Genomic DNA, 24369 nt, shown 5'->3' on the forward strand with positions numbered 1-24369 from the left:
ACCACTCCAGCGGACGTGACCCGCAAACGGCAGAAAACCACGAGAATCGCGAGGCCATGGCGAGCATTCCTCACCGGACTGCCCCTCCGGCACCGCGCCTTCAGGCAAAGTCGCAGGTGACGGCGAACGATCACGGTTTTTGTGATGCGGAGAATTGCTGACGACACGACGCGCAACTGTTAGGCCGCCCGAGCGCCAAGCCGCTTATTGCAAGTGATGCGCAACAAGCGGTGTGGGCCGAATGGATCAGGAAACCAACGGGATGAGTGAAAAATCAATGTGCTGGGCTGAGCGGCAAACACTGCTCGCTGTTCGCTGCAAATGGCCTCTGCCGAACGGATGACGCTTGCTTACCGCGAGGCGAACTATTCAGGGCGACCCAAGAATCAGCCGCCCTGAATAGCGGCCAGGTGCCGGGAGAGAGTTGTCAGGCTTGGCAGGGGCGCGCCCAACAGGGAGACACGTTTCCAGTGCAACGTGCCGTCCGGGGCAATGAGGAAAACTGCCTGCCGATGCTCGACTCCGGAGGCTGACATGCCGAACGACCGGGCCACATCTCGACCGGCGTCGGAGAGCAACGGGATCCTGAGGTCGTGTTTCCGGGCAAACGCCTCATGGCTGTCGACGGATCGCGGACTAATGCCCCAAACCCGGGGCCCATGTTCAGGGAACATCTCAAGGCTGTTGGAGTAGGAACACAGTCGCTCGGTGCAGGCGGCGGTGTCATCGCCTTGATGGAAGACAAGGACAAGAGGAAATCCCCGCTGCTGGCACAGTGTGAAATCCCGCCGCTCGAAGGAGGCTCCCGTGAACACCCCTCCAGGAAGGGCGAAATCGCCCACGTGTTCGCCCACTTCGGGTGCTGTTGGCATCATGAACTCCGATCGAGTCGTTCCGGACCAGAGTCCGGAAGACGCGTCCGAGGACGACTGATAGATCGGCATGCTCTACGCAAGGCCCCTCGCGGCACAAGTGTCGAGCACTCTCGTGGATTGCTGCTGTCCCATGTGTTTCAGGGCAGGAGGTTCGCGTGGTATCCGACATGCATTTGCTGACTGGCGCTCATGTCCCGGCTCGGGGCCTGGAGAGGAACGGAAAAGCTTGAGAGACCCATTGTGTCGCGTCTCTCTCAAGTCGCCAAGAGGCCAGCATGCGCGCCGCCCGGAAGTTGGGCTTCCTGGATCCCAAACTCACCGGGGACGGATCAAGCGGGAAGCGTCATGAGTGTCAGGGGCGCGGTGGTGGGCTGGGACGAGCCGTCGGCGGGTTCTACTGTGACGCCCATGCCGGTGGCCTTTCCTACTTCTCCCTTCATCACCAGGCCGCCATCATGTCGGATGAGGCCGGCCGGCCTCATGGTGCCGTCGTCGGCGAACCACAGTTGGTAGGTCTGGTCGTGGGGCAATTCCGGCAGGCCGGATGCAAGGAAGACGGCGCTGTTGTGGCTGCGGGAGACGATCACGGTGGCCCGTGCACCGCCTTTGATGCTGCCGGTGGCACTGCGGGCGTCGGGCGCGGCCAGCACCCGGGCCATGTCCGCGGTCTCCTGAGTGGCTTGCTGGGCGCGCTGTTCTGCTTGCTGTGCTTCCTGGAACTGCCAGGCCGCTGTTCCTCCGAACGCCGTGGCCGCTGCGAGACAGGCGGCCAGGAGCAGGCGAGGCATATTCCGTGTCCAGGCGGTCGTCAGACGGTTCGAGGCGTCGACGGTCGTCACCTGCGGGGGCAGCTGTGGCACTGCCTGTATGCGGGCTAGTACCTGGTTCTTCATTCGGGGCGGGGGCGTGGCGGCGACGGCCGTTCCAAGGCAGGCCGCAGTGGCGGTCAGCTCCCGTACTTCCTGCTCGCATGGCAGGCATTCCCGCAGGTGGCTCTCGACACTCTCGCGCTCGTCGTCCGGCACCGCGTTGAGGGCGTAGGCGCCGGTGGCGACGTGGATGTGTTCCTCGCTCATGCGTTTACTCCCATGCAGTCTCGCAGCCGGATCAGACCGTCACGCATGCGTGTCTTGACTGTTCCCAGAGGTGCCGACAAGGCGGCGGCGACCTCCCGGTAGGTGTAGCCCTGGTAGTAGGCAAGTGTCACGGCCTGGCGCTGAAGCTCGCTCAGAGTCCGCAGGCACCGCCTGACTTGCTCGCTCTCCAACCGGACCGCGACCTCTTCACTGACCTGGTCGTAATCGGGCGTGCGCTCGCGAACGGTGTTGAGCTGCTCGCGGTCCGTGGCAGCCTGCTCGGAGCGAACACGGTCCACGGCGCGACGGTGGGCCATCGTCATTACCCATGTCATGACGCTGCCCTGGTCAGGACGGAAGCGCGCGGCGGTACGCCATACCTCCACCATGACTTCCTGTGCCACTTCCTCGGACTGGGCCGGATCACGCAGCACCTTGAGTACCAGCCCGTAGACCGGCCCGGCGATCGAGTCGTAGAGGGCGGCGAACGCTTCCTGGTCGCCGTCAGCGACGCGAGCTATGACATCGGACAGCTCCGGCCCTCGCTGCGAGGTCTCTCCGTTGCGAGTGATCCTTTTCAACGTGTCCCTTCCCGTCGGGCAGATGCCACACGCAGAGGCACGGTGTGATGGTCGCCTCTATGCAACCGTTCCAAGCGATACCGGTGAGCGAGAGCCACTTCGTCACGTCTTCTTCCTGGCATGCGTTCGTAGCCGCAGGCGGCCGTCGATGTATTTCGCTGTTCGACTTTGCGAGTCCTGCGGCAGGGCGACGGCCCCATGTTCCCCTATCCGGTCCCAACCGGCGAGGAGCCATGGGGATGCTGTCGCAGGCCACCGTTGCATTGACGGCGTTCTCGCCCCCGGCGGCGGTTCGTTCCCGGGGCGTAGCGACGTCGTCATCGAGGCCGACGTCGATGCCCGGGGGTTCATCGACCGATCAGCCGCGCCGCCATCCACAAGATCGCCTGGCGGCCCCGTTCGGCCAGCGAACAGCCGCTCTGCGCCTGCGCGACCGCCTCGAAGCCGGCGTAGGCACCGTATCGACCACGCACTGGGCGCCGTTGAAGCCTGTGGCCCGCGTCGGCCCCGTGGCTACCTCGGCCCTTGTCCTAGTGGTCGGCGTGGGCTCACTGCCCGCGCTGTGAGCGACACGACCAGGCACAACACCGCTGTGATTCCGACAGCCCGCCTGGCCGGCGAGGTGTTCATCCCTAGGGACATGACTGTGGGCCATTCAGACGGAGAAAGGAGGCACCCGCCTTCCAATTGCTGAAATCTGAACGCACGCCCGCGCCGTTCGGCGCGAGGAAGGAGACAGGACGCGATGGGCACAGAACGCATCGACACCAGACTGCTGGAGGAGCTGACCGAGCAGTCGCAAGATCTCAACAGCGACGCGCTGAGGGTCACCAATGCCGCGCTGGCGGATTTCACGGAGGCCGCCGAGCCATCGAGCCGACGCTGGTGGCAGCGCCGTGGCACGCTGCTGGGCACAGCCGGAGCCGCCGCCTTGCTGGGCAGCGGACGTGCGGCAGCCGTGACCCGCGACGACATCATGGCGTTGCAAACGGCCGCATCGCTGGAGAATCTGGCGGTGAACGTCTACCGAACAGCTGCGGACCTGCCGTTCATCAAGAACGGCAACAAGACCGTCGTCGCGTTCATCAGAAAGACCACCGAGCAGCACACCGCACACGGCAAGGCGTTCAACGCGGCGGCCACGAAGGCCGGCGGCAAGGCCCAGAACGCCCCCGACCCCAAGTACGACGCCATCGTCAAAGAGCAGCTGCCGTCGATCAAGACCCCGGCGGACGTGGTCAAACTGGCCATCACCCTGGAAGACGTCGCCGCGCAGACCTACACCAAGAACATCGGGCAGGTCGAAGACCGGAACCTACGGCAGCTATTCGCCTCGGTGGCCCCGGTGGAGGCTCAGCACCGGGCCACGCTGCTGGCCGTGCAGGCTCTGCTTGCCGCCGACCTGCCAGAGCTGATCAAGATTCCGACGGACGTCGCGAAACTCCCCGCCGATGCGGGCAAGGTCGGCTTCCCCGATGCCTTCTACCCGACCAAGAACGCCTCGCCGGTCAGTGAAGGGGCCGTGAAATGAGCAGGAGCAAGGGCGGCTGGGAGCTGCCGATCAGCGAGGGTGAGCTGTCGCGTCTGACCCGGGAGATGGACGAGGCGCACCAGGAGACGCTGCCCGTCATGGCGGCCTCCGCCCGTGACCTCACGCAGGAACTCCGGGACCTCGAGACCGCAGGCCCGGATACCGGCCAGGAGCAGCGTGTTCATCTGGCGCGCCGCCGTTTCCTGGTCGGGGCCGGTGCGTCCGCCGCGGTCCTTGCGTTGGCGGCATGCGGTGGCAAGTCCGAGGTCAAAGCGGCTCCCAGCGGCGGCCCGTCCGGCTCGCCACAGTCCGGCCAGTACACCGGTGACCTGAAGGTGGTCGCTCTGGCCGCGGCACTGGAGAACCAGGCTGTGGGCGCCTACCAGGCCGCTCTCACGGCGGCGAAGGACGGCAAGCTCGGTGATGTGCCTCCGGTACTGGCGACTTTCGCGCAGACCGCAATGAGCCAGCACAGGGATCACGCCGATGCGTGGAACGGAGTCCTGGCCGACGCAGGCAAGCCCAAGATCACCGGAACCCCCTTGTCCAACCACGATGAGGTCACCCGTGCGCTGGGGCAGGTCAAGGATGTTCCGGGGGTGGCCAGACTGGCCCTGCGGCTGGAAGACCAGGCTACCCAGACGTACGTGTTTGCGACGTTCAACGTCGCGAGCGCGGGCGGCATCAACACCGCTGCCACCATCGCCCCGGTCGAAGCGATGCATTCGGCGATTCTGCACTTCGTACTGGGCCAATACCCGGTACCAGACGATTTCATCAACACGGACAAGGCCGCCAAGACCAGTCTCCTGACCGTCTGACCGCGGGGGTCAGGTGCGGACGCCCCCACGCACCTGGCCCCAACCGGACAGCACCACAGCACCCGGAGAAGAGCATGCTCTCGCGCCCCCGCAGACCGCAGGCAGCCGTTGCTGCCGCCGCCCTGTGCCTGCTGACCACTGCCACCGGCTGTGCAGACAACGGAGGATCAAGCCCTGACTCCCCCACTTCCGTCACTTCCGTCTCGCCCTCCGGCCCGAAGGATGCGCGAATCACGATCAAGAACTTCACGTTCAAGCCCGCCGACCTGACGGTCGGCCCGGGAACCAAGGTCACTGTGATCAACGAGGACTCAACCCCCCACACCGTGACCGCCAGTGACAGCAAGGCTTTCGACACCGGCAACATCGCCGCGGGCAAGACGGTGACCTTCACCGCGCCGACGAGCGCAGGAACGTACGCCTACATCTGCACCATTCACCAGTACATGAAGGGTTCGCTCACAGTCCGCTGACCCCGGCGTCCATGCCCAATATTTCCCGCCGGGAAGGGAAGACATGCGCCTCAATCCCCCCAACTCATCACCTGCCCGTCCAGCACATCGGCCTCTACGGGCCGCAGCACGCCTTCTGGCGGCCATCGGCCTGGCCGTGGACGCGTACGTGCACGCCCACCTGGCCGACCGTTATGACGCGGTCAGCGCGACGATCAGCCAAGGCACTCTCTTCCGGATTGAGGCCGCACTCGCCGCGCTCGCGGCCCTGCTCGTGCTGGTGTGGCGCCGCGCACCGGCTGACGCCTTCGCGTGGCTGGTAGCCGCGGGAGGGCTGGCAGCTCTGCTGGTCTATCGCTACGTCGATGTCGGCGAACTCGGCCCCCTTCCGAATATGTACGAGCCGATCTGGTTCAGCGACAAGAACATCGTCGTCGCCGCACAGGCCCTGACCATCGCGGCCGCCACCGGGCTCCTTCTCACCGGGCGGCGTCGCTCTCGTCGCCAACTCGCCTGATGAGACGACCCGCGGTGCAACTATTGTTGCTAGTGGGCGCCGCCGCCGTACTCGGCGTGCTGCGAATGCAGGGCGTACCCTCGATCGTCCGCAGGCGCAGGCGCGGAAAACGAGACGCGGCGTATGTACTCGGCAGTCTCCGCAATGAGCTCTTCGAACTCTTGGTCTGTCATCACAATTCAGCCCTTGGCGGTGGTGTCACGCCCCGCATGGACGGGTCGATGTCTTCAACAGTGATTCGTTGCGGTACAGGCCTCGGATTGGTGCCTCCGTTGCCGGGGCGGCCCGGCGGGCGAGCCCGGCACGGTTCAGGCAAGCGGCTTGTCCGGCACCGCGTTGTCGTGTGCCGAGCGAACCGCCGGACAAAGCCGCCACGGCGACGAACCGGAGGCCTTCTTCACCGCGGTGACCGGAGTGGACAGCGCCGGGCTGTTTGACGCGGCCGTCGCCACTCGGTCCTGCGCCAGGCTCCCGCTGACCGCAACCGCCCTCGGTTTGGGCCGAGCGGAGCCCTGCGGACGTATCAGGAGGGGAGTGCGATGAGTGCCAGGGGTGTGGTGGTGGGCTGGGATGAGCCGCCTGCGGGTTCTACCGTGACGCCCATGCCGGTGGCCTTTCCTATATCGCCTTCCATCACTACGCCGCCGTCGCGCCGCATGAGGCCGGCCGGCCTCATCGTGCCGTCGTCGTCGAACCACAGCTGGTAGGTCTTGCTATCAGGCAGCTCCGGCAGGCCGGAGGCCAGGAAGACGGCGCTGTTCTGGCTGTGGGAGACGATCACGGTGGCCCGCGCACCGCCCTTGACGCTGCCGGGGGCGCTGCGGGCGTCGGAGGCGGCCAGTACCCGCGCCATGTCCGCGGTTTCCTTTATGGCCTGCTGGGCACGCTGTCCGGCCTGCTGGGCCTCCTGGAACTGCCAGGCCGCCGTCCCTCCGAACGCGGTGGCCGCCGCCACGCAGGCGGCCAGGACCAGGCGGGGCATGCGCCGTGCGCGGCCGGTCGTCGGACGGCGTACGACATCAGCGGCCGTCACCTGCGGGGGCAGCTGACGCACCGCCTGGATCCGGGCGATGACCTGTCTCTTCATTGCAGGCGGGGGCGCGGCGGCGACGGCTGTTCCCATGCGGGCCGCGGTGGCGGTCAACTCGTGCACTTCTTCGGCACATGCCGTGCACTGCCGCACGTGGCGCTCGACCGTCTCGCGCTCGTTGTCCGCCAACGCGTTCAGGGCGTAGGCGCCAGTGAGGACATGCACGCGTTCGTCACTCATGCGTTTACTCCCATGCAGTCTCGAAGGCGGATCAAGCCGTCACGCAGACGGGTCTTGACTGTTCCCAGTGGCGCCGACAGTGTGGCGGCCACCTCCTGGTAGGTGTAGCCCTGGTAGTAGGCGAGCGTCAGGGCCTGGCGCTGCAGCTCGGTCAGGGTCCGCAGACACCGCCTGACTTGTTCACTCTCCAGCCGGACCGCCACTTCCTCGCTGACCTGGTCGTAGTCCGGCGTGCGCTCGCGAACCGCATTGCGCTGCTCGCGGGCGGTCGCTGCTTGCTCGGAGCGCACTCGATCCACGGCACGACGGTGAGCCATCGTCATCACCCATGTCATGACGCTTCCCTGATCGGGACGGAAGCGCGTAGCGGTACGCCACGCCTCGACCATGACTTCCTGCGCCACTTCCTCGGACTGGGCCGGATCCCGCAGCACCTTGAGTACCAGCCCGTAGACCGGGCCGGCGATCGCGTCGTAGAGGGCGGCGAAGGCTTCCTGGTCGCCGCTGGCGACGCGAGCTACGACTTCGGACAGTTCCGGGCCGCGCTGCGCAGCGCCTCCGATGCGTGCGATCTCTTTCACCGCACACCTCTCGGACGGGCGCAGCCAGCGAGGCGAAGCTCGGTGTGATGGTCGCCCATACCCAACCTTTCCTGCGATACAGGTGAGCGAAAGCCAACCTTCAGCGGTTCTCGGTGGTTTTTGCTCTTTCGACTGATTCGTAGCTGCGGGCCTCGTGGATTGGTTCACCGGGCGACTTTGTGTGCGCCCGGGGAAACGCGTTCGCTCCACGACCAATCCGTATCGGCTCCGGTGACGAATGAGGGGCGTGAGGGAAGCGGTACGGCCTCGAAGCAGTAGAAGCGGACTGCGAGGCCGTACCTACCTGTCAGCCCTCACTCACCGGCGGCGCCCGCCGGTGCAAGTAGCCCATTCAAGGAGCGCTCTTCATGTTCAGCACCCGCTCGCGTCGCACCTTCGCCGTTGTCATCGCCGCAGCGGCCCTGCCTCTCACCCTCACGGCCTGTGGGATGGACGACAGCAGCAGCGACAAGCGCTCCACCCCCTCCGCCGCGAAGGAAAGCCCGGTCCAGGACGACGAGGGCAAGGCCGCTCAGGCGTCGGGACCGTTCGGCCCGGGGTGTGCTTCGGTGCCCAAGGAGGGCGCCGGCAGCTTCGACGGCATGGCCCAGGACCCGGTCGCCACGGCCGCATCGAACAACCCGGCCCTGTCCACCCTGGTCACCGCGGTGAAGAAGGCCGGTCTGGCTGACACGCTCAACAACGCCGAGAACATTACGGTGTTCGCGCCCACCAACGACGCCTTCGCCAAGATCCCGAAGGCAGACCTCGACAAGGTACTGGCCGACAAGGCGACGCTCACCAAGATCCTCACGTACCACGTCGTGGGCCAGAAGCTCGCCCCCGAGCAGCTGGAGAGCGGCACTTACGAGACGCTGGAGAAGAGCACGCTCACCACGGCCGGCTCGGGTGAGTCGTACAAGGTCAACGGCTCCGCCGCCGTCGTCTGCGGCAACGTCCCCACCGCCAATGCCACCGTCCACATCGTCGACACGGTCCTCATGCCCAAGATGTGATCCTCAGACGATGAAGGGGCCTGCCCCGGGTCTCCACGTAAAGGTTCACTCGACCGAACCGTCAATACGCTCGCGCGTCAATACGCTCGCGTGCATAGCTACGAGCCCTCTGTGGGAGGACCCATCCAGAGACGCGCCGGTGACGAATAACAGGTATGAGAGTCGTTGTGCCTGTTTTGCCCCCTTTCCGGGCCGGCCATAGCGAGGCCGCGTCATCGGCGGGTGCTGCTGCCGGTGCCAGAGCCGTGATCGGACGGCGTCTGGCGTACTGGGGCCTGCAGAGCCTCACCGACGACGCGCTGCTGGTCGTGACGGAGTTGCTGTCGAACGCTGTCCGCCACGGCAAGCCGCCATGGAGTATCAGCATGTTGCTGATGTCCCAGGAGGGCGGGCGGCGATACGTGCGACTGGAGGTCGCCGACGCCGGGGCCGGCACTGACATCAACCTCGTACGCGCCCGCTGGCGCCACCCCTCCGGCTCCCTGCTGGACGGCGGACGCGGTTTGTTCATCGTCGACACTCTCGCGTCTTCCTGGGGCAACGACCACTCCAGCCACGGGCACACCGTGTGGGCCGAACTAGAAGTCAAGCCCGACTCCCCCGGCGGCGGCCCGCCCCCGTCCGACTGACAGCGCCACGGCGACATGCGCGCATGGGACCGGGACCAATCCGATTGGCTCCGCGCTGCGAATAGGTGCTGACCGGGCCGTGCGCCAAGAACGCAGCGGCCCGCAGAACCGAGCGGCGGAGGATCATGAAGCGGCGGAGCATAGCAGTGGTGGGCGGGGGTGTGGCGGGCCTGACCGCAGCGTACGTACTCCAGCAGACCTGTGACGTCACCTTGTACGAGGCGGCTGCCAGGCTCGGGGGGCACGCGCACACGCACGAGCTGTCCACAGCCGACGGACGGCCGCTTCGCGTCGACAGCGGATTCATCGTGCACAACGAGCGGACCTACCCGATGCTGCTGCGGCTGTTCGCCGAGCTCGGTGTTGCCACGCAGGACTCCGACATGAGCATGTCGGTGCGGTGTGAGGGCTGCGGACTCGAGTACGCGGGAGCACGTGCCCTCGCGGGTCTGTTCGCCGGACGCAATGCGATGCGTGGCGGTTACCTCCGGATGCTTGCGGAGGTGCCGGTGTTCCACCGGGCGGCCCGCCACGTCCTGGCCTCCGGCAGCGAACCGGCGTACACCCTGCGCCGGTTCCTGGACGACGGCGGCTACTCCTCCTACTTCATCGCGCACTTTGTCACCCCGCTCGTCTCGGCCGTCTGGTCCTGTGCGCCCGAGACCGCCCTGCGGTATCCCGCCCGTTACTTGTTCCGTTTCCTGGAGCACCACGGCCTGCTCTCGGTCAAGGGCTCTCCACAGTGGAAGACGGTGACCGGCGGCTCCGTGGAGTACGTGGACCGGGTCGCCAAACAGCTCACCGCCGTGCGCACCGCAACCCCCGTGCTCGCAGTACACCGGTTCGCCGACCGCGCCCGCGTGGTCACCGGCAACGGCGACGCCGAGAACTACGCGGCGGTCGTGGTGGCGGTCCACCCCGACCAGGCGCTGCGCGTTCTGGCGGACCCCACGGAGGCCGAGCGACGGCTTCTGGGAGCGTTCCGCTACTCCCGCAACCCGACGATCCTGCACACCGACACCACGCTGTTGCCCCGCTCCCCGAAGGCGCGGGCGTCGTGGAACTACTTCATGCCGTCCTGCGAGGCGCCGGCCGACGCTGTGCATGTCAGTTACGACATGAACCGCCTGCAACGCCTGGGAGCCGGGAACGACCATGTGGTCACCCTCAACGGTGACGGAAGGGTGGACCCGGCCAAGGTGCTGGCTCGCATGGTGTACGAGCATCCCGTCTACACGCCGGAGTCGGTAGCCGCACAGCCGCACCTGCCGCAGCTGAACACCACCGTGACCGCGTTCGCCGGGGCGTACCACGGCTGGGGATTCCACGAGGACGGCTGCCGTTCGGGCGTCGAAGCGGCGGCCGCCCTCGGGGTGCGGTGGTGAGCGCCTCGGCCGGCGCATCGGTCCGGTCACCGGCACCGGCGCTCTACGACTGCGTCGTCTCCCACGCCCGCACCGCACCTTTGCGTCACAGCTTCCGGCACCGTACCTACATGTGGCTGGTCGACCTGGATCGGATGCCCGTACTGCCCCGCGTGCTTCGCCCGCTGGCGCGCTTCGATGCGCGTGATCACTTCGGTGGTACAGCGCCGTCCATCCGCGCCGGGCTCGATGTCTACCTCGCCGCGAACGGGGTGAGCCTGGACGGTGGTCAGGTGCTGATGCTGGCGCACGCGCGGGTGTTTGGCTATGTCTTCAACCCCATCACCGTGTACTGGTGCCACGACCGCGCCGGTTGCCTTGTCTGTGTCGTCGCCGAGGTACACAACACCTATGGGCAGCGCCACTGCTACCTGCTGCAGACGGACGGTGCCGGCAGAGCCGAGGTGGCAAAGGACTTCTACGTCTCGCCGTTCTTCCCTGTCGACGGCAGCTACCGCATGCGTCTGCCGGCGCCACTCGAACGCCTGGACCTGACCGTCCAGCTGCGGCGCGGTGAAGCCAGCCCCTTCACCGCCACCGTCCGCGGAACGCGGCGACCTGCCACAGCTCGGCACCTTCTCAACGCTGCGCTGCGTCGCCCCTGGTCCACGGCAGCGGTCTTCGCTGGTATCCGCCGGCACGGCATACGCCTGATCCTTCGCGGACTTCCCATACAGCCCCGCCCTCCCCACCGGCCACAAGAAGGCATGAAATGACAGTTCCGACAACGCGCAACACCAGCCGCGCCCTTCTCGTGCCGCGGCAAAGAGCTGCGACCGATGACGGCAGGTGGCCGGACGTCGCCCGGCTGCCCCGCAGCTCACGAGCACGGACGGTCGCCACCCGCCTGATCCTGTGCAAGGCCTTCGCCCGGCTGCCCCTGCGTATACAGCTGGGGAAGACGGCCCCGACGGGAAACGGGCCACTCCTGCGTGTCCTGGATCCCCAGGCGTTCTTCCAGCGGATCGGGGCCGATGGGCTGGTCGGTTTCGGTGAGTCGTACATGGCCGGGGAGTGGGACGCAGACGACCTTGTCGGCGTCCTGACCGTGCTGGCGGCCCATGTGGACGACCTGGTACCCCGGCCCCTGCGACGGCTGCGGGGGCTCTGGGTACGACGACGGCCTGCTGCTCAACGCAACACAGTCGCCGGAGCACGGGACAACATCCGCCGCCACTACGACCTGTCCAACGACCTGTTCGCCTTGTTCCTCGATCCGACCATGACGTACTCCTCCGCCGTCTTCCCCGCCTTCCCCGCGGCCAGCAAGACTTTCGCCGCGGCTCAGCACCGCAAGATTGACCGTCTGCTCGACCTGGCGGGCGTTGGCCCCGAGACACGACTGCTGGAAATCGGCACGGGGTGGGGCGAGCTGGCGCTGCGGGCCGCAGCGCGCGGAGCGCGCGTCACGACGGTCACGCTGTCGGCGGAGCAGCGCCGGCTGGCGCAGTGCCGTCTCCAGGAGGCCGGGGTTGCGGATCGTGTGACGGTGGAGCTGTGCGACTACCGCCATGTCGGCGGCACGTACGACGCAGTGGTCAGTGTGGAGATGCTCGAGGCGGTCGGCGCCGACTACTGGCCGGTGTACTTCGCGACGCTTCGAGAGCGTCTCGCCCCCGGCGGCCGGATAGCGCTGCAGACGATCACGATGCCGCACGAGCGGATGCTGGCCACCGGTAAGACACACACCTGGATCAGCAAGTACATCTTCCCCGGCGGGCTCATCCCCTCCATGACCGCCATCGAGCAGGAATCGGCCCGAGCCGGCCTGCACATCGCAGCGAACGACGGCTACGGCGAGCACTACGCCGAAACGCTGCGGCTGTGGCGCGAGCGCTTCCAGCAGGAAGCTGAGCGCGTGGACGCCCTCGGTTTCGACGCCGTCTTCCGCCGCATGTGGGAGCTGTACCTGGCGTACTCCGAGGCCGGCTTCCGCGCACGCTACCTGGACGTACGTCAACTGCTGCTGACCGCAAACACGACAACGCAGAGAGAAGCCCGATGACTCCCGTCTCGAACCGTCTTGTCACGCTACTCGGGCGACACCTCCCAGGCCCCGTGCCGGTCCGGCTTCGGGCCTGGGACGGCAGCGAGGCAGGCCCACTCGGAGCCCCCGTCGTCGTCCTTCACTCCCGCTTTGCCCTGCGCCGACTGCTGTGGCGACCAGACGAACTCGGCATCGCCGAGGCTTACATCGCCGGGGACATCGACGTGGAATACGGGCCGGAGGCATCGTGATGAGCGGGTATCCGTGGGCGGAGTTCACCGCCAACATGGCAGCGGCCGCAGGCGCCGCACTCGCCGTCATGCTCATCGTCTTCGTCCCGGCCGCCGCCAAGGGAACGCACCGGCTTGTGGACGTCGCTTGGGGTCTGGCCTTCACCGCCGTGGCCGTGGCCTCGTACGTGTTGTCCGGGGACTACGGCGACGACACAAGAAGACTGCTGATCACCGGGGCGACCGCCGTGTGGGGGGTGCGGCTCGCAGCCCACATCGCGTGGCGGGGACGTGGGCACGGCGAGGACCCACGCTATGACCGCATGCTGGCCAAGGCGCCCGGCAACCGGACGCTGTACGCCCTGCGCGCCGTGTACCTGCTGCAAGCCGCACTGGTGTGGCTCATCTCCCTGCCGGTCCAGGCCGCCCAGTACGCGCCCGAGCCGGTCGGACCGCTCACCCTTGTGGGCCTCGTGGTCTTCGCGACCGGCCTCGTCTTCGAAGCGGTCGGCGACTTCCAGCTCGCCCGCTTCAAGGCCGACCCGGCCCACCGCGGACGCATCATGGACCGGGGCCTGTGGAGCTGGACGCGCCATCCCAACTACTTCGGTGACTTCCTCGTCTGGTGGGGCCTGTACCTCATGGCCTGCGGCAACTGGCAGGTCGCAGCCGTATCCCTCATCTCACCCGTGGTCATGACCTTCCTCCTCACCCGGGGCAGCGGTAAGCGGCTCCTGGAGAACCACATGGCCGGACGCCCCGGGTACGCCGCGTACGTGAAACGGACGAGCGGCTTCTTCCCGCGTCCGCCCCGCCGTCCGTCCGGACAGGAACAGTGAGGCGCGAGATGACCATGCCCGCAGAGCACCGCGACGAGAGAGGCCGCGCCGGTCGGGCGCTGCGTCCACGGGCCGTCCCGCCCGCACCGCGGGGATCGGTCCTGCTCCTGCACGGCGGCCGCTCGGACGCGCTGACGCCACCGCCGCTGCTCAATCTGCCAAGTGCCCGAATGAGACCGTTCGGTACCGCGATCCTGAGAGCGGCAGGGAAAGACGATGTGCTGCTGGCATCCGTGCGCTACCGCTACCGCGGCTGGAACGGATCGCGCACCGACCCCGTGCACGACGCGTACGAGGCACTCGACCAGCTGAAGCTGCTCGCCCCGCTCAGGCCGGTCGTACTGGTCGGACACTCCATGGGCGCCCGAGCCGCGCTGCGCGTCGCGGAACACTCCCACGTGAGCGGGGTCGTGGCCCTCGCCCCATGGTGCCCGCCGAGCGAACCGGTGGCGCACCTCAGGAACAAACACGTCATCGTGCTGCACGACGAACAAGACCGCGTCACCGATGCCCAAGACTCCTGGGACTTCGTACGAAGGGCCCGAAGCGCGGGGGCGAATGCCTGCGCCATCGCCATGCCCCGCGGCGGACACGCCATGCTGCGCGACGCGGGCACCTGGCACCGTCTCACCGCTGCCCTGACGGCGGGCATCCTCGGGGTGCTGCCGCTGCCGGCCGGCGTGAAGGCGGCGCAGGCCGGTGACGACGCGGTGCTCAGCGCACGCGGCGTTCTCCAGGAGGTACCGCGAGCAGGCTGTCGGCCGTCCTGACGCACAGCAAGACCGCTGCACAGCCCCTGGTGCGGGCTGTGCAGCGGTCTTTTCGGTAGCGGGGAAGCCGTGGTACTCCGGGCCGGCCGGGAAGTTGCCTGCCGGCCCGGAGCCTGCGGCTACTTGGGCATCAGGACGGTGTCGATGATGTAGACGGTGGCGTTGGCCGTGGGGACGTTGCCGCAGACGACGTTGGCCGAGTCGTTGACCTTGTACGACTCACCGGAGCCCGAGGTGGTCAGCTTGCTCTTCTGGAGCGTGTCGTAGGAGCCGTTCTCGAGCTGCTTGGGGGTGAGCTTCTCACCGACGACGTGGTAGGTGAGGATCTTGGTCAGCATGGCCTTGTCGTTGAGGACCTTGTCCAGGTCGGCCTTCGGGATCTTGGCGAAGGCGTCGTTGGTCGGCGCGAACACCGTGATGTTCTCGGCGTTGTTGAGGGTGTCGACCAGACCGGCCTTCTTCACCGCGGTGACCAGGGTGGACAGGGCCGGGTTGTTCGATGCGGCCGTGGCGACCGGGTCCTGTGCCATGCCGTCGAAGCTGCCCGCGCCGTCCTTTGGCACCGAGGCGCAGCCCGGACCGAACGGCTTGTCCGTCATCGCTGTGTCATCAGCGGTGGGGGTCGACTCCTGCGGCGTGGAAGCGCCCGAGGTGGGGGAGCTGTCCGACGCGGAGTCGGAGCCGCCGTCGGAGCACGCGGCCAGACCCAGCGGCAGTGCTGCTGCGGCGGCGACGGCGATGGCCGCGCGGCGGAAGCGGAGGTTATTCATTGGGTTCTCCTTGAGTGGTTGTGTTGTAACCGTGTGTAAGGGAAGGGGGGCGTATGGGGTCCGGGCGGCCGGACGGCTCCCTGCGGGTCAGTCGACGGTGACGACCACTGAGTGCCAGCCGCTGGCGCCGTCGGGGATGGTGCCTGTTCGCTTCTCGGTCTGGACTTCGCCGGTGCGGTCGGTGGCGCGGACGGTCAGGGTGTGGCCGCCGGGGGTGGCCTTCCAGGGGAAGGACCATTGGCGCCAGGTGTCGACGGTGTGCTGTGCGGCGAGGTCGGCCGGCCGCCAGGGGCCGTCGTCGACACGGATTTCCACCTTTTCGATGCCGCGGTGCTGGGCCCATGCGACGCCGGCGACCATGACGGTGCCGGCCTTGGGCCTGGCGAAGGGCTTGGGGGTGTCGATGCGCGACTGGGTCTTGATCGGCGCCTTCTTGGCCCACTTGCGCTTGACCCAGTACGGGTCGTAGTCATCGAACGTGGTCAGTTCGATGTCTTCGATCCACTTGCAGGCCGAGACATATCCGTACAGGCCGGGAACGAGCATCCGCACCGGGAAGCCGTGCACGAAGGACAGCGGCTCGCCGTTCATCCCGACCGCGAGCATCGCGTCGCGCCCGTCCATGACGTCCTCGACCGGCGTACCGAGCGTCATACCGTCCACCGAGCGGGCCACCAGCTGATCGGCCGGCCCACCCCGCGACGGCGGCTTCACGCCGGCTTCGCGCAGCAGGTCCGCCAGCCGTACGCCGATCCAGCGCGCGTTGCCCACATACGGACCGCCGACCTCGTTGGACACACACGTCAGCGTGATGTCCCGCTCGATCAACTCCCGTTCCAGCAAGTCCTGGAAGGTGACGGTCAGCGGACGCCGGACGCCCTTGCCGTGGATACGCAGGCGCCAGGTGGTGGCATCGACCTTCGGCACCACCAACGCCGTGTCGACCCGGTAGAACGTCTTACTGGGGGTCGTGAAGGAACTGACCCCCGCAACACGCAACTGGGCTCCGGACGGGATGGCTGCCGCCGGTGAGGCGGGCTCGGGCAGCAGCACCCCGGCACGCGAAGCCACCGCGCTTTGGCCGCGTCGCCCGTTCAGGGTCCGGCCCAGAGCGCCCGCACCGGTGGAGGCAGCCGCCGCCGCCGTCGCAGCGATCAGGAATCCCCGCCGGTCCCAGCCGCTCTCCCGGCCCTGCTCGGGCGCGTGACGCCGGGCGGTGAGCCTGCCGATGAGCACATAGAGCAGTACGGCGCCCACCACAGCGCCCACCAGGGAAGGCATGCCGTCCGCGACGCCGGTCGAGTCCGGACGGCTGATCGCGGCGGCGGCACCCACCACACCGAACCCCAGCACACCGGCAGCACCGATACGCCGATAACGCAGCGCCACCAGGCCCAGCACGAGCCCAAGGGCGGCGAGCGTGGCGAGGATGCCCAGCTGCAGTACGAGCTTGTCGCTCTCCCCGAAGTTCCGGATGGCCCAGTCTTTCACCGGCGCCGGGGTGCGGTCGATCGCCGCACCACCTACGGCGGTGATCGGCCCGGCTTCGGGCCGGACCGCCGCGGAGGCGAGCTCAGCTACGGCGAGTGCGGCGTAGCCGGAGAGCAGGCCGCTGAGAGCGGCGAGCGCGCCACGGGTCAGGTTCGTACGGGAGATCCTCACGCCCCTCATTCGGAACTGACTGCTGTGCGGATTGGCCCACCACTCGAAAAGATTGCAATGACCCCTCAGTCAGCTGCGCCCCGTGCCTCCCGCAGCAGCGGCGATGCTCGGACGGCGCATGCCTCTACGCACCAGTTGAAGAAGGAAATACCGCTCGGACGGGAGCCGCCCCCATCCGCAACCGCGCGAGCGTGAGCAGTGCAGCGGGTCTCGGGTGCCGTCGCCACAACAACCATGACCCGACGTCAACGGCCTTCCCTGTGCTGAGGAGTGGACAGCGGTCCGCGCCGTGAGCCTGCCGTACCCTCAGCGCCTGGGCCTGCAGATCCGCGTCCGGCGCTGGGCAGCTGGGGACGTCCGCCAGTACGCCATCGAGGGGGCGGCGAATGTCCCAGCGGTAGAGGGCCCGAGCGCGTCGTGGCGCCAGTCGCCTGTTCGAGCCGGTCAGCAGCATGTGCCGGCACGGTACATATACCGGCCACTGATGACCGGCAGGATCACAGTTCTTGGCAACAGCACCCCGGCGATCAATGATGCATGCTTCCAAGTCCGCGTTCAGCTCAGAGTGCCGCCGTCGACCGCCGGGTCCTCCATGAACGGGACTACAGGGTCGACCGGCACGCCGCTGCCGAAGGCCATGATCAGGGCGATCAGTCGTGGCGGGACACGGGCCAGTAAGCCATCACCGCTCCTACGAACAGAGCCGCTCCCGCGGACAACCCCCCATCCGCCAGCTGCCAGCGCTCCAGCCCCAGATGCCCCTTCTCTGACGACGACGCCCGCGCTTGCACCCGGCGCGCACCACTCCGTGACCATCGGCTGGAGACGCCGTCGCGTTGCCGAGACCGCCTACGGTGTCACTGTCCTGTTTCCCTCCGCCGCGTCGGTGCTGAGGGCGGCGCCTCTGCGTCGGCGTGGTAGGGGATGAGGACGCTGAGGCCCCGAGCAGGCGGGTCAGCCGGCCGGGAGTCTCGGCTTCCAGCGGGAACAGCGTCCTCGCGCCGCCTCGGGGCGCGTGAAGGAGGCTGGCCTCCGCCCCCTGGCTTCTAAAACGATCTTGGTGCGCGGTCAGCCAGCCGGGGTCACATTCGCAGGAGAGGGCGCACTGCGCGTCCTTCTGCGAGCGTGGTGATGGCCTCGGCGACGGGCAGACGCCGGGGCCATCTTGGGGCGCACCGTCGTTGGGGTGGGTGTGCACGCGCCGCTCTTTCAACGCCGCAGGCGGCGTCCGGTCACGCGCAAACACCCTCTATGCTCACGTACGTCTCGCCTTGGCGGTTGAGGTCAGCCCTTGCCCATAGGCGCGGAGCGGTCAGTGGCTGCTGTGAATCATGCCGCAGTCGGCGGGTGCGGTGGCTTCCTGGGGGAGCTTGGGGTCGAGATCGCTCTTGCCCTTGCTGAAGTCGTACATCTTGTTGCCGTTCGGATCGATCCCGTGCTGCACGATGTGCAGGTCAGTGAGGCGGTCGGCCACGGCCTGGGAGACGGTGATCGTGCGCGAGTAGGACAGCTTGCCGTTCTTGTCCGCGACCGGCATCCGGTCGACGGCCAGCCCGCTGGCCTTGGACGTGTCGCCCTTGGTAGTCAGGGAGATGTTGATGTCTCCGTACGCAGGCAGGCCCTCAGTAGTGGTGACGACGCCGTCGCCGTTCTTGTCCGCGCTCTTGTCGGGGCAGAAGTGGTTATGCCCGTCGGTGGAGCCGTGGATGTGCTGGGCGTGTGGCTGACCGGGGACCAGCCCTTGGGCGTCGATCTTTACCGTGAGCTGTCGGCCCTGCAGGCTGAGCTGCGCGGTGCCACTGGCACCTGAGTCGTTCAGCGGCCCCAGATCGATCCGATAGTTCCGGCCGTGGGAGCCGCCGTTGCCCCCGCCGTCCTGGGCCAGGCCCGGGGTCGCCAGAGCGAGGGTGAAGGCCGCCGGCAGAGCCGCGAGGGCGATGAGGTGGGTGGAGTGCTTGAGTGTCATCTCGATGCATTGCCTTCCGGGGAAGGTTCACCGACGCGGCGCCGGTGTCACGTGTGGACGTTTGCCCATCTATGCCCTATTCGTTGCGAGTGACGGGGCGGATTGCTCGCGAGGCCAGGTCCGTAGAGCTGTGCTTGCCTGGTGTGAGCGGACGGTCCGGGGACCGACGTCGGCAGGGCGGACCCTGCCTCGGCAACCGATTCAGCTGGTGGGCCACGTGATCACTGCGATGACCCGCTTGCCGCAGGGTGAGGGGCTTGCATATACCGAGGCGCCGAGCATGTTGACGACTCTCAACCGCTCCCGGAGGCGGTGCTGTCGGTCGGCCTTACGTAATAGGCCCTGACCGCTGCCTCTGGCACTACCGTGTCCCCATAACGCCAGCACAACTGATGCACGGATAAGGTCATGTTCGCTTACCTGGTGCAGGGGCCGGTACCGGCGCCACGCTCTCGGCCTACGACCAGCACCGCCGTTCGTTTGGTAGCCGGTACCAGCCAGCCGAGAACGCTCTGCCGTTCAGGGGTGAGGCCGGGGGGCGAGCACAGGCACCACGGGTGTCTCCGGTCGGGAACTGGAGGAGGAATCCCTCACCTGAGCCAGGGTCGCGAGAACTCGTTCGAGCAGAGCCCCCAGCAACGGAATTCGTCAGCCGGCGGCGCGAACCTGCGGGCGGTGACCACTCCCCAACGTGGAGGTCCGTACCGGCTACGGTGGGAGCGTTGCCTTGGGGGTGACTCTGCAGGGAGTGGGGCTCGGCCGCAGGAGGCACTGTGGGAGACCCACAACCCGCGTGGCATCTCTTCTTGTCGTCAGCGGTGACCCCTCCGGTGGCCAGTCGGTGGCCGGACGCCTTTGGGCGACGTAATACAAGGTGGCACAGACCAACCGGCCGCACGTGCTCTGATCAGGCAGAACGTCACTCACCAGCACGACCAGGCACTACGCAACACGAACGCTCACGGTCTCGTAATGCGTAGGTCTCGGGTTCGAATCCCGAAGGCGGCTCCATTCAGCACCAGGTCAGACCCGTTCTGACCTGGTGTTTTGTGTCGACCTTCTGATGGTTGGTCAGTTTGTGCGGTGACCCTCAAGGGAGGGGAGCGCAAGGGGTGCGCATTGAAATTCGGTGACCCCGGCCTGTGACCTGCGGTTTTCTGGTGGGCGGTAGTTCTGCTTCTGCAGTGTTGTGACGGTCGGCGTGTCAAGGGCTGGGGCTGGCGTTTCATGTCGGCGGTCTCTAAACCCAGATCCGGGCCCCGGACCGGCGGTAGCGTCGCCGACCTCGGGGCCGTCTGGTGGGGTGCAGCTACGCCGCGCCGTTCCGCGCAGTCGCGATCGCCCGGATCCGGCGGTCCTCCGCCTCGCGGTCGAGACGCGCGATCTCGGGGTCGCCGTCGAAGTCGTCCCGTGCGATCTCCTCCGCTTGCTTGACCACGTGCTCCAACCGGCGGACGAAGCCGCGCATCGCCTCCAGGGCCTCCCGAGCCTCGGCAGGGGTCAACTCGCCCATGTGGACGCCATAGCCCAGCCACACCTGCGTGCGGCGGCCGTAAGCGTGCGGCTTGTCGTTAGTGACGACGACCTGGGCAGACAGCCACGGCAGGCTGTCACCGTTGGCGCCGTACCCACTGGAGTCGACGGCAGCGTCCCGCAGCCTGGTCTCGACCGGGAGGGCGCTGTGCCACTCGGCGGCGACCGGCTCGGCGTGGTCGTTGACGCACCACGGGGTGCAGCCATAGCGCAGCATCCACTCGGGACCGCGCTGGGCGGCGGTGAGCGGGAGACGGGATGCCTCCACGCACGGGCGGCAGGTCCTGATGTCCGCGCCGGTCATGTCCTTGCAGGCCTGGAAACTGAGGAGGGCGTCGGCGGGGAAGTGCAGGACTGCGGTGTCGTCCAGTTCGCTGTCGCACTCGAAGCAGCGGCCGATCGGGCGGACATCGTCGCGGGCCACGCCGATTTCGTCGGCCCGTGCGATGACGGCGCGGCGGCCGTTGATGACCTTTATTTCGGGCAGGTCCACGGCCGGGTCGTTGGTCAGCTGCAGGTCGAAGCCCAGGCGCTCGCATTCACGGACCAGCTCCGGGAGGTACTGAGCGTCGTCGTCCGCGTGCTGCTGGGCGTCGTCGGCCACGCTGCCGCTGACGCACTCGGTTGCGCTCAGCCGACTGGATTTGAGGCTCTCCCCGGAGCCGCTGGCGAGCTGGGAGGGGATAGTGGTGAGGTTCGTGGTGGCGCCGCTGTGATGGATAGGCGTGATGGCCATGCCGTGTGCTCCTTCGTGGAGTTGAAGTCCTTTGCCTGTCGGCGTAGTCGCGCTGGCGGACGGGGTCGAGGTGGGCCCTCCCGTTCGGGCGGTTTCACTCTGAAGGGTGACTTCCTGTCGGCAATAGGTGCGTACAATGCGCCTCTTCGGGGGGGGGGGGGGGGGGGCAGCCGCCCGGGGTAGACCTCTGCGGCCCCCGGGCGGGACCTGTAGGGACGGCGTCGGCCACGCGGCGGCGAACGAGGCGGACAGCGCGACAGCCGCCTGGTACACGAGTTTCCTCGGCCGATACGCGGCCACCAGCGTGCGCACCTGCCCGAGGCTGTAGCGGCCCCACGAATGCGTACGGTGGGCGCGGCACGGGAGAGTGGGGCTGAGGGGTCGTTGGCGGAGGCTCGGGTGGGCTCCATCGTTGTGGCCACCCGACAACTACGTGCCCGGGTGGATGGTGTGCGGTAGGGCAGTGCCGAAGGCCAAAGTGCCCGTAGGGCCGGTGGCGATCGACTTCGGTCGGGGCGGCGTGTCGTTTTATGTCGCGGGCCCTTACGACGATGCCCTGTCCGTCGTCCGGCGACCCTCGATTCCATGGTCGGCGAGGGCAACTACCACTGCGTGCTGCCCATGGGGTAGCGGGCCGCTCATCCTTGGTTGAGTCGTGAGCCGCTCTTCGGCGATAACGTGGCGAGGCAAGCAGTGTTGCGGACAGGTTGGGCGGGCGGGTTCATGCGGATGCGGTTCGAAGCCGGGGCTGAGGAGGAGTTCGAGGCGGGGTGCGGGTTGCTGGTCGACCGGCTGGTTCGTTGGGCCGGGGAGCGGGGGCTGCCGGTGGACGGTTTCCTGGCTGAGGCGGCGCTGGAGTACCGGCACCGGGCGACTGCCGACGGTCGGCTGGGGCTGTGGGAGCCGAGGCATGTGGAGGAGCTGCTGCTGTCCTGGTTGCCGGAGCAGGTCACCGAACTTCCCGGGGAGGAACACGGCGATGCGCCGGGCACATTGCGTACGCTGCTGCGTTTTCTGCATGCCGCGCAGTTGGCGGATCCGCGCGGTCCCGCACTTGAGCAATCCCTTGCCGCGGTCGATGTGGCTGCGGAGGAGTATCCGGCGGCGATGGCGGACCGCACCCGATGGGGTTTGGCGAAGTTCTGGGCGATGACCGCTGCCGAGCAGGGCGTGGACGTCCTGGACGGGGCGGCGTTGCAACAGTTCGCGGAGCGGGCGCAGCGCGGGGAGGTCGCCTACGACGAAGAGGCCCTTGGAGGGGTCATGGAACGGCGGCTGACCGGCCGTGTACTGGCCGGCGTGGTCCGGGCCGAGCCGCAACTGCCCGTGATGTTGCCCCCGGACGACGAACTGCGCCGACGGGCTGAGGAGTCCGCGGTCGTGGCGCAGTTGCGCGGGCTCGCCGAGTGGGTGGGGCGCGACGGTCGTGCGGTGACGGCGGCGGGTCGGCTGCGGATCGCCGACGCGCGAGAGCTGGTGGATGTACTGGGCACTGGCGACAAGGTTGAAGGCGTGCGCTCTTCGGCCGACCTGCCGCGGTTGGGGCTGCTGGTGGAGTGGGCGAAGAAGGCGCGGCTGGTCCGGGTGGCCAAGGGACGGCTGTATGCGGTGGCCAAGGCCCGGCCGGTGCTCGCCGACCCGTTTCAGCTGTGGCTGCGTGCCTTCGACGCGTGCTTCGAGCTGCGGCAGGCACTGATCGGGGCGCGCAGTGGGTGGCACGTCGAGTCGATGCTGTTCGATGTCTACGAGGGGGTGCTGGAGGATGTGCTGAACACGCTCTACAGCCTGCCGCACTCAATGCCCTGGCCGCATCTGCGAGACTCCGTGCACCTGGCCTACCGTGCTCGGTTCCAGTTCGACGGCGGGGCGGACCTCCAGCACAGGATGTGGTTCGAGCACGCCGACCGGGATCTGCGCACGGTGCTTGACGTGCTGGTGGACCTGGGCGCGATCGAGCGTGACAGGGGTACGGCCGATTCGGTGTTCCTCGACGTCGACCTCTCCGGGGCCGGAGACGAGCTGCCCGCGGACATGCCGCCGGAGCTCGCGGAGCTGCTGGGCATCGCGGGAGCGCCGGAGGACGCGGCGGCGCAGGAGCGCGCCCGCGCCCGGCGCGAGGAGCTGACTGCCGGGCCGATCGAACTCATCCGTCTCACCGAACTCGGTACCCGGGCCGTACGGCAGCGCCTGCTGGCGGCTGGCCGGGACGCGCCGCTGGTCGGCGAACTGGCCCAGGCGCCGGCGGCCGGCCTGCTGGGGGTGCTGGCCGAGGACTATGACCCGGATGCCGCCCGTGAGGAGTTGGCCGGCTGGATGTCGGCCCGCGGTGACTGGGATGCCGCGTTGGGGCAACTCACTGACGCTGTACGGACTATGGTGCTCCGCACCCGGGCGCAGGCGATGCTCGACGTACTTCTGACAGCGTTGCCGGACGACGAGGGCGAACGGCTGCTGCGCGCGCTGCGCGGCGATGCCCGGCTGGCGCCGCTCGCGCTGAACGCGCTGGCGCACCGTGAACTGCTGTCCCCCGAGGACATGACCGATGCGGAGCATCTGCTGGTGCTCGCCGAGAGCCTGCTCCAGCTCATGGAGCTGGCGGGCGGCGGGGACGGCGCCGAGGAGGCGCTGCGCGCCCAGGGCCCCGAGGCCAGGGACGCGGTCGCCGCCGCGCTGAACTCCGCGCACCCGGACCGGGCGGGGCTCGAAGAACTCAGGCAGCTGGCGGCCCGGGCACTGCGTACTCCGGCGGCCCGCCTCGGCCGCGGCCGGAGGCACGGGCGCCGCGTCGGCAAGAGCGGCCGAAAGCGGCACCGCTGACCAGGGCCGCACTGCCCACTCCCGCAGGCGCGCGTGGCGCCGGCGCTGGCACGGAGCAGGGAGACCGGTGGCCCTCGGCGTCGTACGTCCTCGGTGGCGCGCGCTACCGTCGGGGCGTGGCCGAGGAATGGGACGAGGACGGGCTGCGGGCCGTGCGCGGCGCGCTCCACGCGCGGGACTGGGCGGCACTGCTCGCCGCGTTGCGCCGTGGCCCCGCACGCGAGGTGCTGCAACTGGCCGGCGATGGCGGCCTCGTTTCTCGGCGTACTCAAGGGAGCGCGGCTTC

The 24369-nt window shown here is 68.0% G+C and carries 22 protein-coding genes and 1 pseudogene; 13 read left to right on the forward strand and 10 right to left on the reverse strand.

Translation table 11 applies throughout. The annotated features are described in order from the left end of the window. Positions 1-386: 386 nt before the first annotated feature. The 3 genes from J7E91_RS15650 to J7E91_RS15660 form a co-directional block, all read right to left on the reverse strand. Positions 387-872, reverse strand: a complete 486-nt coding sequence (locus J7E91_RS15650; protein ID WP_214904294.1) for a redoxin domain-containing protein — start codon at positions 870-872, stop codon at positions 387-389. Between the two features lie 332 nt (positions 873-1204). After that, positions 1205-1951, reverse strand: a complete 747-nt coding sequence (locus J7E91_RS15655; protein ID WP_214904132.1) for an anti-sigma factor domain-containing protein — start codon at positions 1949-1951, stop codon at positions 1205-1207. After that, a complete protein-coding gene (locus J7E91_RS15660; protein WP_214904135.1) occupies positions 1948-2532 on the reverse strand; it encodes a sigma-70 family RNA polymerase sigma factor in 585 nt (194 codons plus the stop codon). Before J7E91_RS15660 ends, J7E91_RS15655 begins: the two co-directional genes overlap by 4 nt. A gap of 745 nt (positions 2533-3277) precedes the next feature. Here J7E91_RS15660 and J7E91_RS15665 point away from each other — a divergent pair. The 4 genes from J7E91_RS15665 (at position 3278) to J7E91_RS15680 (ending at position 5853) form a co-directional block, all read left to right on the forward strand. After that, complete coding sequence (locus J7E91_RS15665; protein ID WP_214904139.1) at positions 3278-4063, forward strand: ferritin-like domain-containing protein; 786 nt, start codon at positions 3278-3280, stop codon at positions 4061-4063. Next, positions 4060-4884, forward strand: a complete 825-nt coding sequence (locus J7E91_RS15670; RefSeq protein ID WP_251015727.1) for a ferritin-like domain-containing protein — start codon at positions 4060-4062, stop codon at positions 4882-4884. Before J7E91_RS15665 ends, J7E91_RS15670 begins: the two co-directional genes overlap by 4 nt. 74 nt (positions 4885-4958) lie before the next feature. Beyond that, positions 4959-5357: a cupredoxin domain-containing protein gene (locus J7E91_RS15675; RefSeq protein WP_214904141.1), complete on the forward strand. Its 399-nt coding sequence runs from the start codon at positions 4959-4961 to the stop codon at positions 5355-5357. A gap of 136 nt (positions 5358-5493) precedes the next feature. Next, positions 5494-5853 (forward strand): hypothetical protein, encoded by a 360-nt coding sequence (locus J7E91_RS15680; protein ID WP_308376596.1) that lies wholly within the window; start codon positions 5494-5496, stop codon positions 5851-5853. Between the two features lie 389 nt (positions 5854-6242). Here the strand turns inward: J7E91_RS15680 and J7E91_RS35985 are convergent. The 3 genes and pseudogenes from J7E91_RS35985 to J7E91_RS15690 all read right to left on the reverse strand — a co-directional run. Continuing rightward, positions 6243-6320: pseudogene (locus J7E91_RS35985) on the reverse strand (fasciclin domain-containing protein); the annotation flags it as partial. 56 nt (positions 6321-6376) lie between these two features. Further along, positions 6377-7123: an anti-sigma factor domain-containing protein gene (locus J7E91_RS15685; protein ID WP_214904144.1), complete on the reverse strand. Its 747-nt coding sequence runs from the start codon at positions 7121-7123 to the stop codon at positions 6377-6379. Beyond that, the gene (locus J7E91_RS15690) at positions 7120-7704 is read right to left on the reverse strand and encodes a sigma-70 family RNA polymerase sigma factor (protein ID WP_214904146.1); all 585 of its coding nucleotides are present in this window, start codon (positions 7702-7704) and stop codon (positions 7120-7122) included. Before J7E91_RS15690 ends, J7E91_RS15685 begins: the two co-directional genes overlap by 4 nt. 368 nt (positions 7705-8072) lie before the next feature. Between J7E91_RS15690 and J7E91_RS15695 the strand changes: the two genes are divergently transcribed. From J7E91_RS15695 to J7E91_RS15730, 8 genes are all read left to right on the forward strand, one after another. Continuing rightward, on the forward strand, positions 8073-8720 hold the full coding sequence (locus tag J7E91_RS15695; protein ID WP_214904148.1) for a fasciclin domain-containing protein: 648 nt from the start codon (positions 8073-8075) through the stop codon (positions 8718-8720). 155 nt (positions 8721-8875) lie between these two features. After that, the gene (locus tag J7E91_RS15700) at positions 8876-9349 is read left to right on the forward strand and encodes an ATP-binding protein (RefSeq protein WP_251015728.1); all 474 of its coding nucleotides are present in this window, start codon (positions 8876-8878) and stop codon (positions 9347-9349) included. 125 nt (positions 9350-9474) lie between these two features. Continuing rightward, positions 9475-10734 carry an NAD(P)/FAD-dependent oxidoreductase gene (locus J7E91_RS15705; protein ID WP_214904154.1) on the forward strand — a complete coding sequence of 420 codons (1260 nt, stop codon included), beginning with the start codon at positions 9475-9477 and terminating at the stop codon, positions 10732-10734. Further along, positions 10731-11489, forward strand: coding sequence for a DUF1365 domain-containing protein (locus tag J7E91_RS15710; RefSeq protein ID WP_214904157.1), 759 nt, complete (start codon positions 10731-10733; stop codon positions 11487-11489). Before J7E91_RS15705 ends, J7E91_RS15710 begins: the two co-directional genes overlap by 4 nt. Beyond that, on the forward strand, positions 11486-12778 hold the full coding sequence (locus tag J7E91_RS15715; protein ID WP_214904159.1) for a cyclopropane-fatty-acyl-phospholipid synthase family protein: 1293 nt from the start codon (positions 11486-11488) through the stop codon (positions 12776-12778). The genes J7E91_RS15710 and J7E91_RS15715 overlap by 4 nt, the downstream gene beginning before the upstream one ends. Before the next feature lie 53 nt (positions 12779-12831). Continuing rightward, positions 12832-13011, forward strand: a complete 180-nt coding sequence (locus tag J7E91_RS15720) for a hypothetical protein (RefSeq protein ID WP_374224717.1) — start codon at positions 12832-12834, stop codon at positions 13009-13011. Next, a complete protein-coding gene (locus J7E91_RS15725) occupies positions 13011-13829 on the forward strand; it encodes a DUF1295 domain-containing protein (protein WP_214904162.1) in 819 nt (272 codons plus the stop codon). Before J7E91_RS15720 ends, J7E91_RS15725 begins: the two co-directional genes overlap by 1 nt. A 107-nt stretch (positions 13830-13936) precedes the next feature. Further along, on the forward strand, positions 13937-14599 hold the full coding sequence (locus J7E91_RS15730; protein WP_374224719.1) for an alpha/beta hydrolase: 663 nt from the start codon (positions 13937-13939) through the stop codon (positions 14597-14599). A gap of 119 nt (positions 14600-14718) precedes the next feature. Here J7E91_RS15730 and J7E91_RS15735 read toward each other — a convergent pair whose 3' ends face one another. The 4 genes from J7E91_RS15735 to J7E91_RS15750 all read right to left on the reverse strand — a co-directional run bounded on the left by J7E91_RS15735 (position 14719) and on the right by J7E91_RS15750 (position 21266). Then, positions 14719-15369, reverse strand: a complete 651-nt coding sequence (locus J7E91_RS15735) for a fasciclin domain-containing protein (RefSeq protein ID WP_214904168.1) — start codon at positions 15367-15369, stop codon at positions 14719-14721. 87 nt (positions 15370-15456) lie between these two features. Next, positions 15457-17040, reverse strand: coding sequence for a molybdopterin-dependent oxidoreductase (locus J7E91_RS15740; RefSeq protein WP_214904171.1), 1584 nt, complete (start codon positions 17038-17040; stop codon positions 15457-15459). Between the two features lie 1303 nt (positions 17041-18343). Further along, positions 18344-18997, reverse strand: a complete 654-nt coding sequence (locus J7E91_RS15745) for a hypothetical protein (protein ID WP_214904174.1) — start codon at positions 18995-18997, stop codon at positions 18344-18346. 1309 nt (positions 18998-20306) lie between these two features. Next, the gene (locus J7E91_RS15750) at positions 20307-21266 is read right to left on the reverse strand and encodes a hypothetical protein (RefSeq protein ID WP_214904177.1); all 960 of its coding nucleotides are present in this window, start codon (positions 21264-21266) and stop codon (positions 20307-20309) included. Positions 21267-21995: 729 nt separating this feature from the next. Between J7E91_RS15750 and J7E91_RS15755 the strand changes: the two genes are divergently transcribed. Continuing rightward, on the forward strand, positions 21996-24083 hold the full coding sequence (locus J7E91_RS15755; RefSeq protein ID WP_214904180.1) for a hypothetical protein: 2088 nt from the start codon (positions 21996-21998) through the stop codon (positions 24081-24083). Positions 24084-24369 lie beyond the last annotated feature (286 nt).

It is taken from the genome of Streptomyces sp. ISL-99 (assembly GCF_018614005.1).
In the GTDB taxonomy this organism is placed as follows: Bacteria; Actinomycetota; Actinomycetes; order Streptomycetales; family Streptomycetaceae; genus Streptomyces; species Streptomyces flavidovirens.

Bases quoted from the DNA above. Each gene is read 5' to 3' on its own strand.
- J7E91_RS15650 (WP_214904294.1), bottom strand. From the start codon at position 872: ATGCCAACAGCACCCGAAGTGGGCGAACACGTGGGCGATTTCGCCCTT.
- J7E91_RS15655 (WP_214904132.1), bottom strand. From the start codon at position 1,951: ATGAGCGAGGAACACATCCACGTCGCCACCGGCGCCTACGCCCTCAAC.
- J7E91_RS15665 (WP_214904139.1), top strand. From the start codon at position 3,278: ATGGGCACAGAACGCATCGACACCAGACTGCTGGAGGAGCTGACCGAG.
- J7E91_RS15670 (WP_251015727.1), top strand. From the start codon at position 4,060: ATGAGCAGGAGCAAGGGCGGCTGGGAGCTGCCGATCAGCGAGGGTGAG.
- J7E91_RS15675 (WP_214904141.1), top strand. From the start codon at position 4,959: ATGCTCTCGCGCCCCCGCAGACCGCAGGCAGCCGTTGCTGCCGCCGCC.
- J7E91_RS15685 (WP_214904144.1), bottom strand. From the start codon at position 7,123: ATGAGTGACGAACGCGTGCATGTCCTCACTGGCGCCTACGCCCTGAAC.
- J7E91_RS15695 (WP_214904148.1), top strand. From the start codon at position 8,073: ATGTTCAGCACCCGCTCGCGTCGCACCTTCGCCGTTGTCATCGCCGCA.
- J7E91_RS15700 (WP_251015728.1), top strand. From the start codon at position 8,876: ATGAGAGTCGTTGTGCCTGTTTTGCCCCCTTTCCGGGCCGGCCATAGC.
- J7E91_RS15705 (WP_214904154.1), top strand. From the start codon at position 9,475: ATGAAGCGGCGGAGCATAGCAGTGGTGGGCGGGGGTGTGGCGGGCCTG.
- J7E91_RS15715 (WP_214904159.1), top strand. From the start codon at position 11,486: ATGACAGTTCCGACAACGCGCAACACCAGCCGCGCCCTTCTCGTGCCG.
- J7E91_RS15725 (WP_214904162.1), top strand. From the start codon at position 13,011: ATGAGCGGGTATCCGTGGGCGGAGTTCACCGCCAACATGGCAGCGGCC.
- J7E91_RS15735 (WP_214904168.1), bottom strand. From the start codon at position 15,369: ATGAATAACCTCCGCTTCCGCCGCGCGGCCATCGCCGTCGCCGCCGCA.
- J7E91_RS15740 (WP_214904171.1), bottom strand. From the start codon at position 17,040: ATGAGGGGCGTGAGGATCTCCCGTACGAACCTGACCCGTGGCGCGCTC.
- J7E91_RS15745 (WP_214904174.1), bottom strand. From the start codon at position 18,997: ATGACACTCAAGCACTCCACCCACCTCATCGCCCTCGCGGCTCTGCCG.
- J7E91_RS15750 (WP_214904177.1), bottom strand. From the start codon at position 21,266: ATGGCCATCACGCCTATCCATCACAGCGGCGCCACCACGAACCTCACC.
- J7E91_RS15755 (WP_214904180.1), top strand. From the start codon at position 21,996: ATGCGGTTCGAAGCCGGGGCTGAGGAGGAGTTCGAGGCGGGGTGCGGG.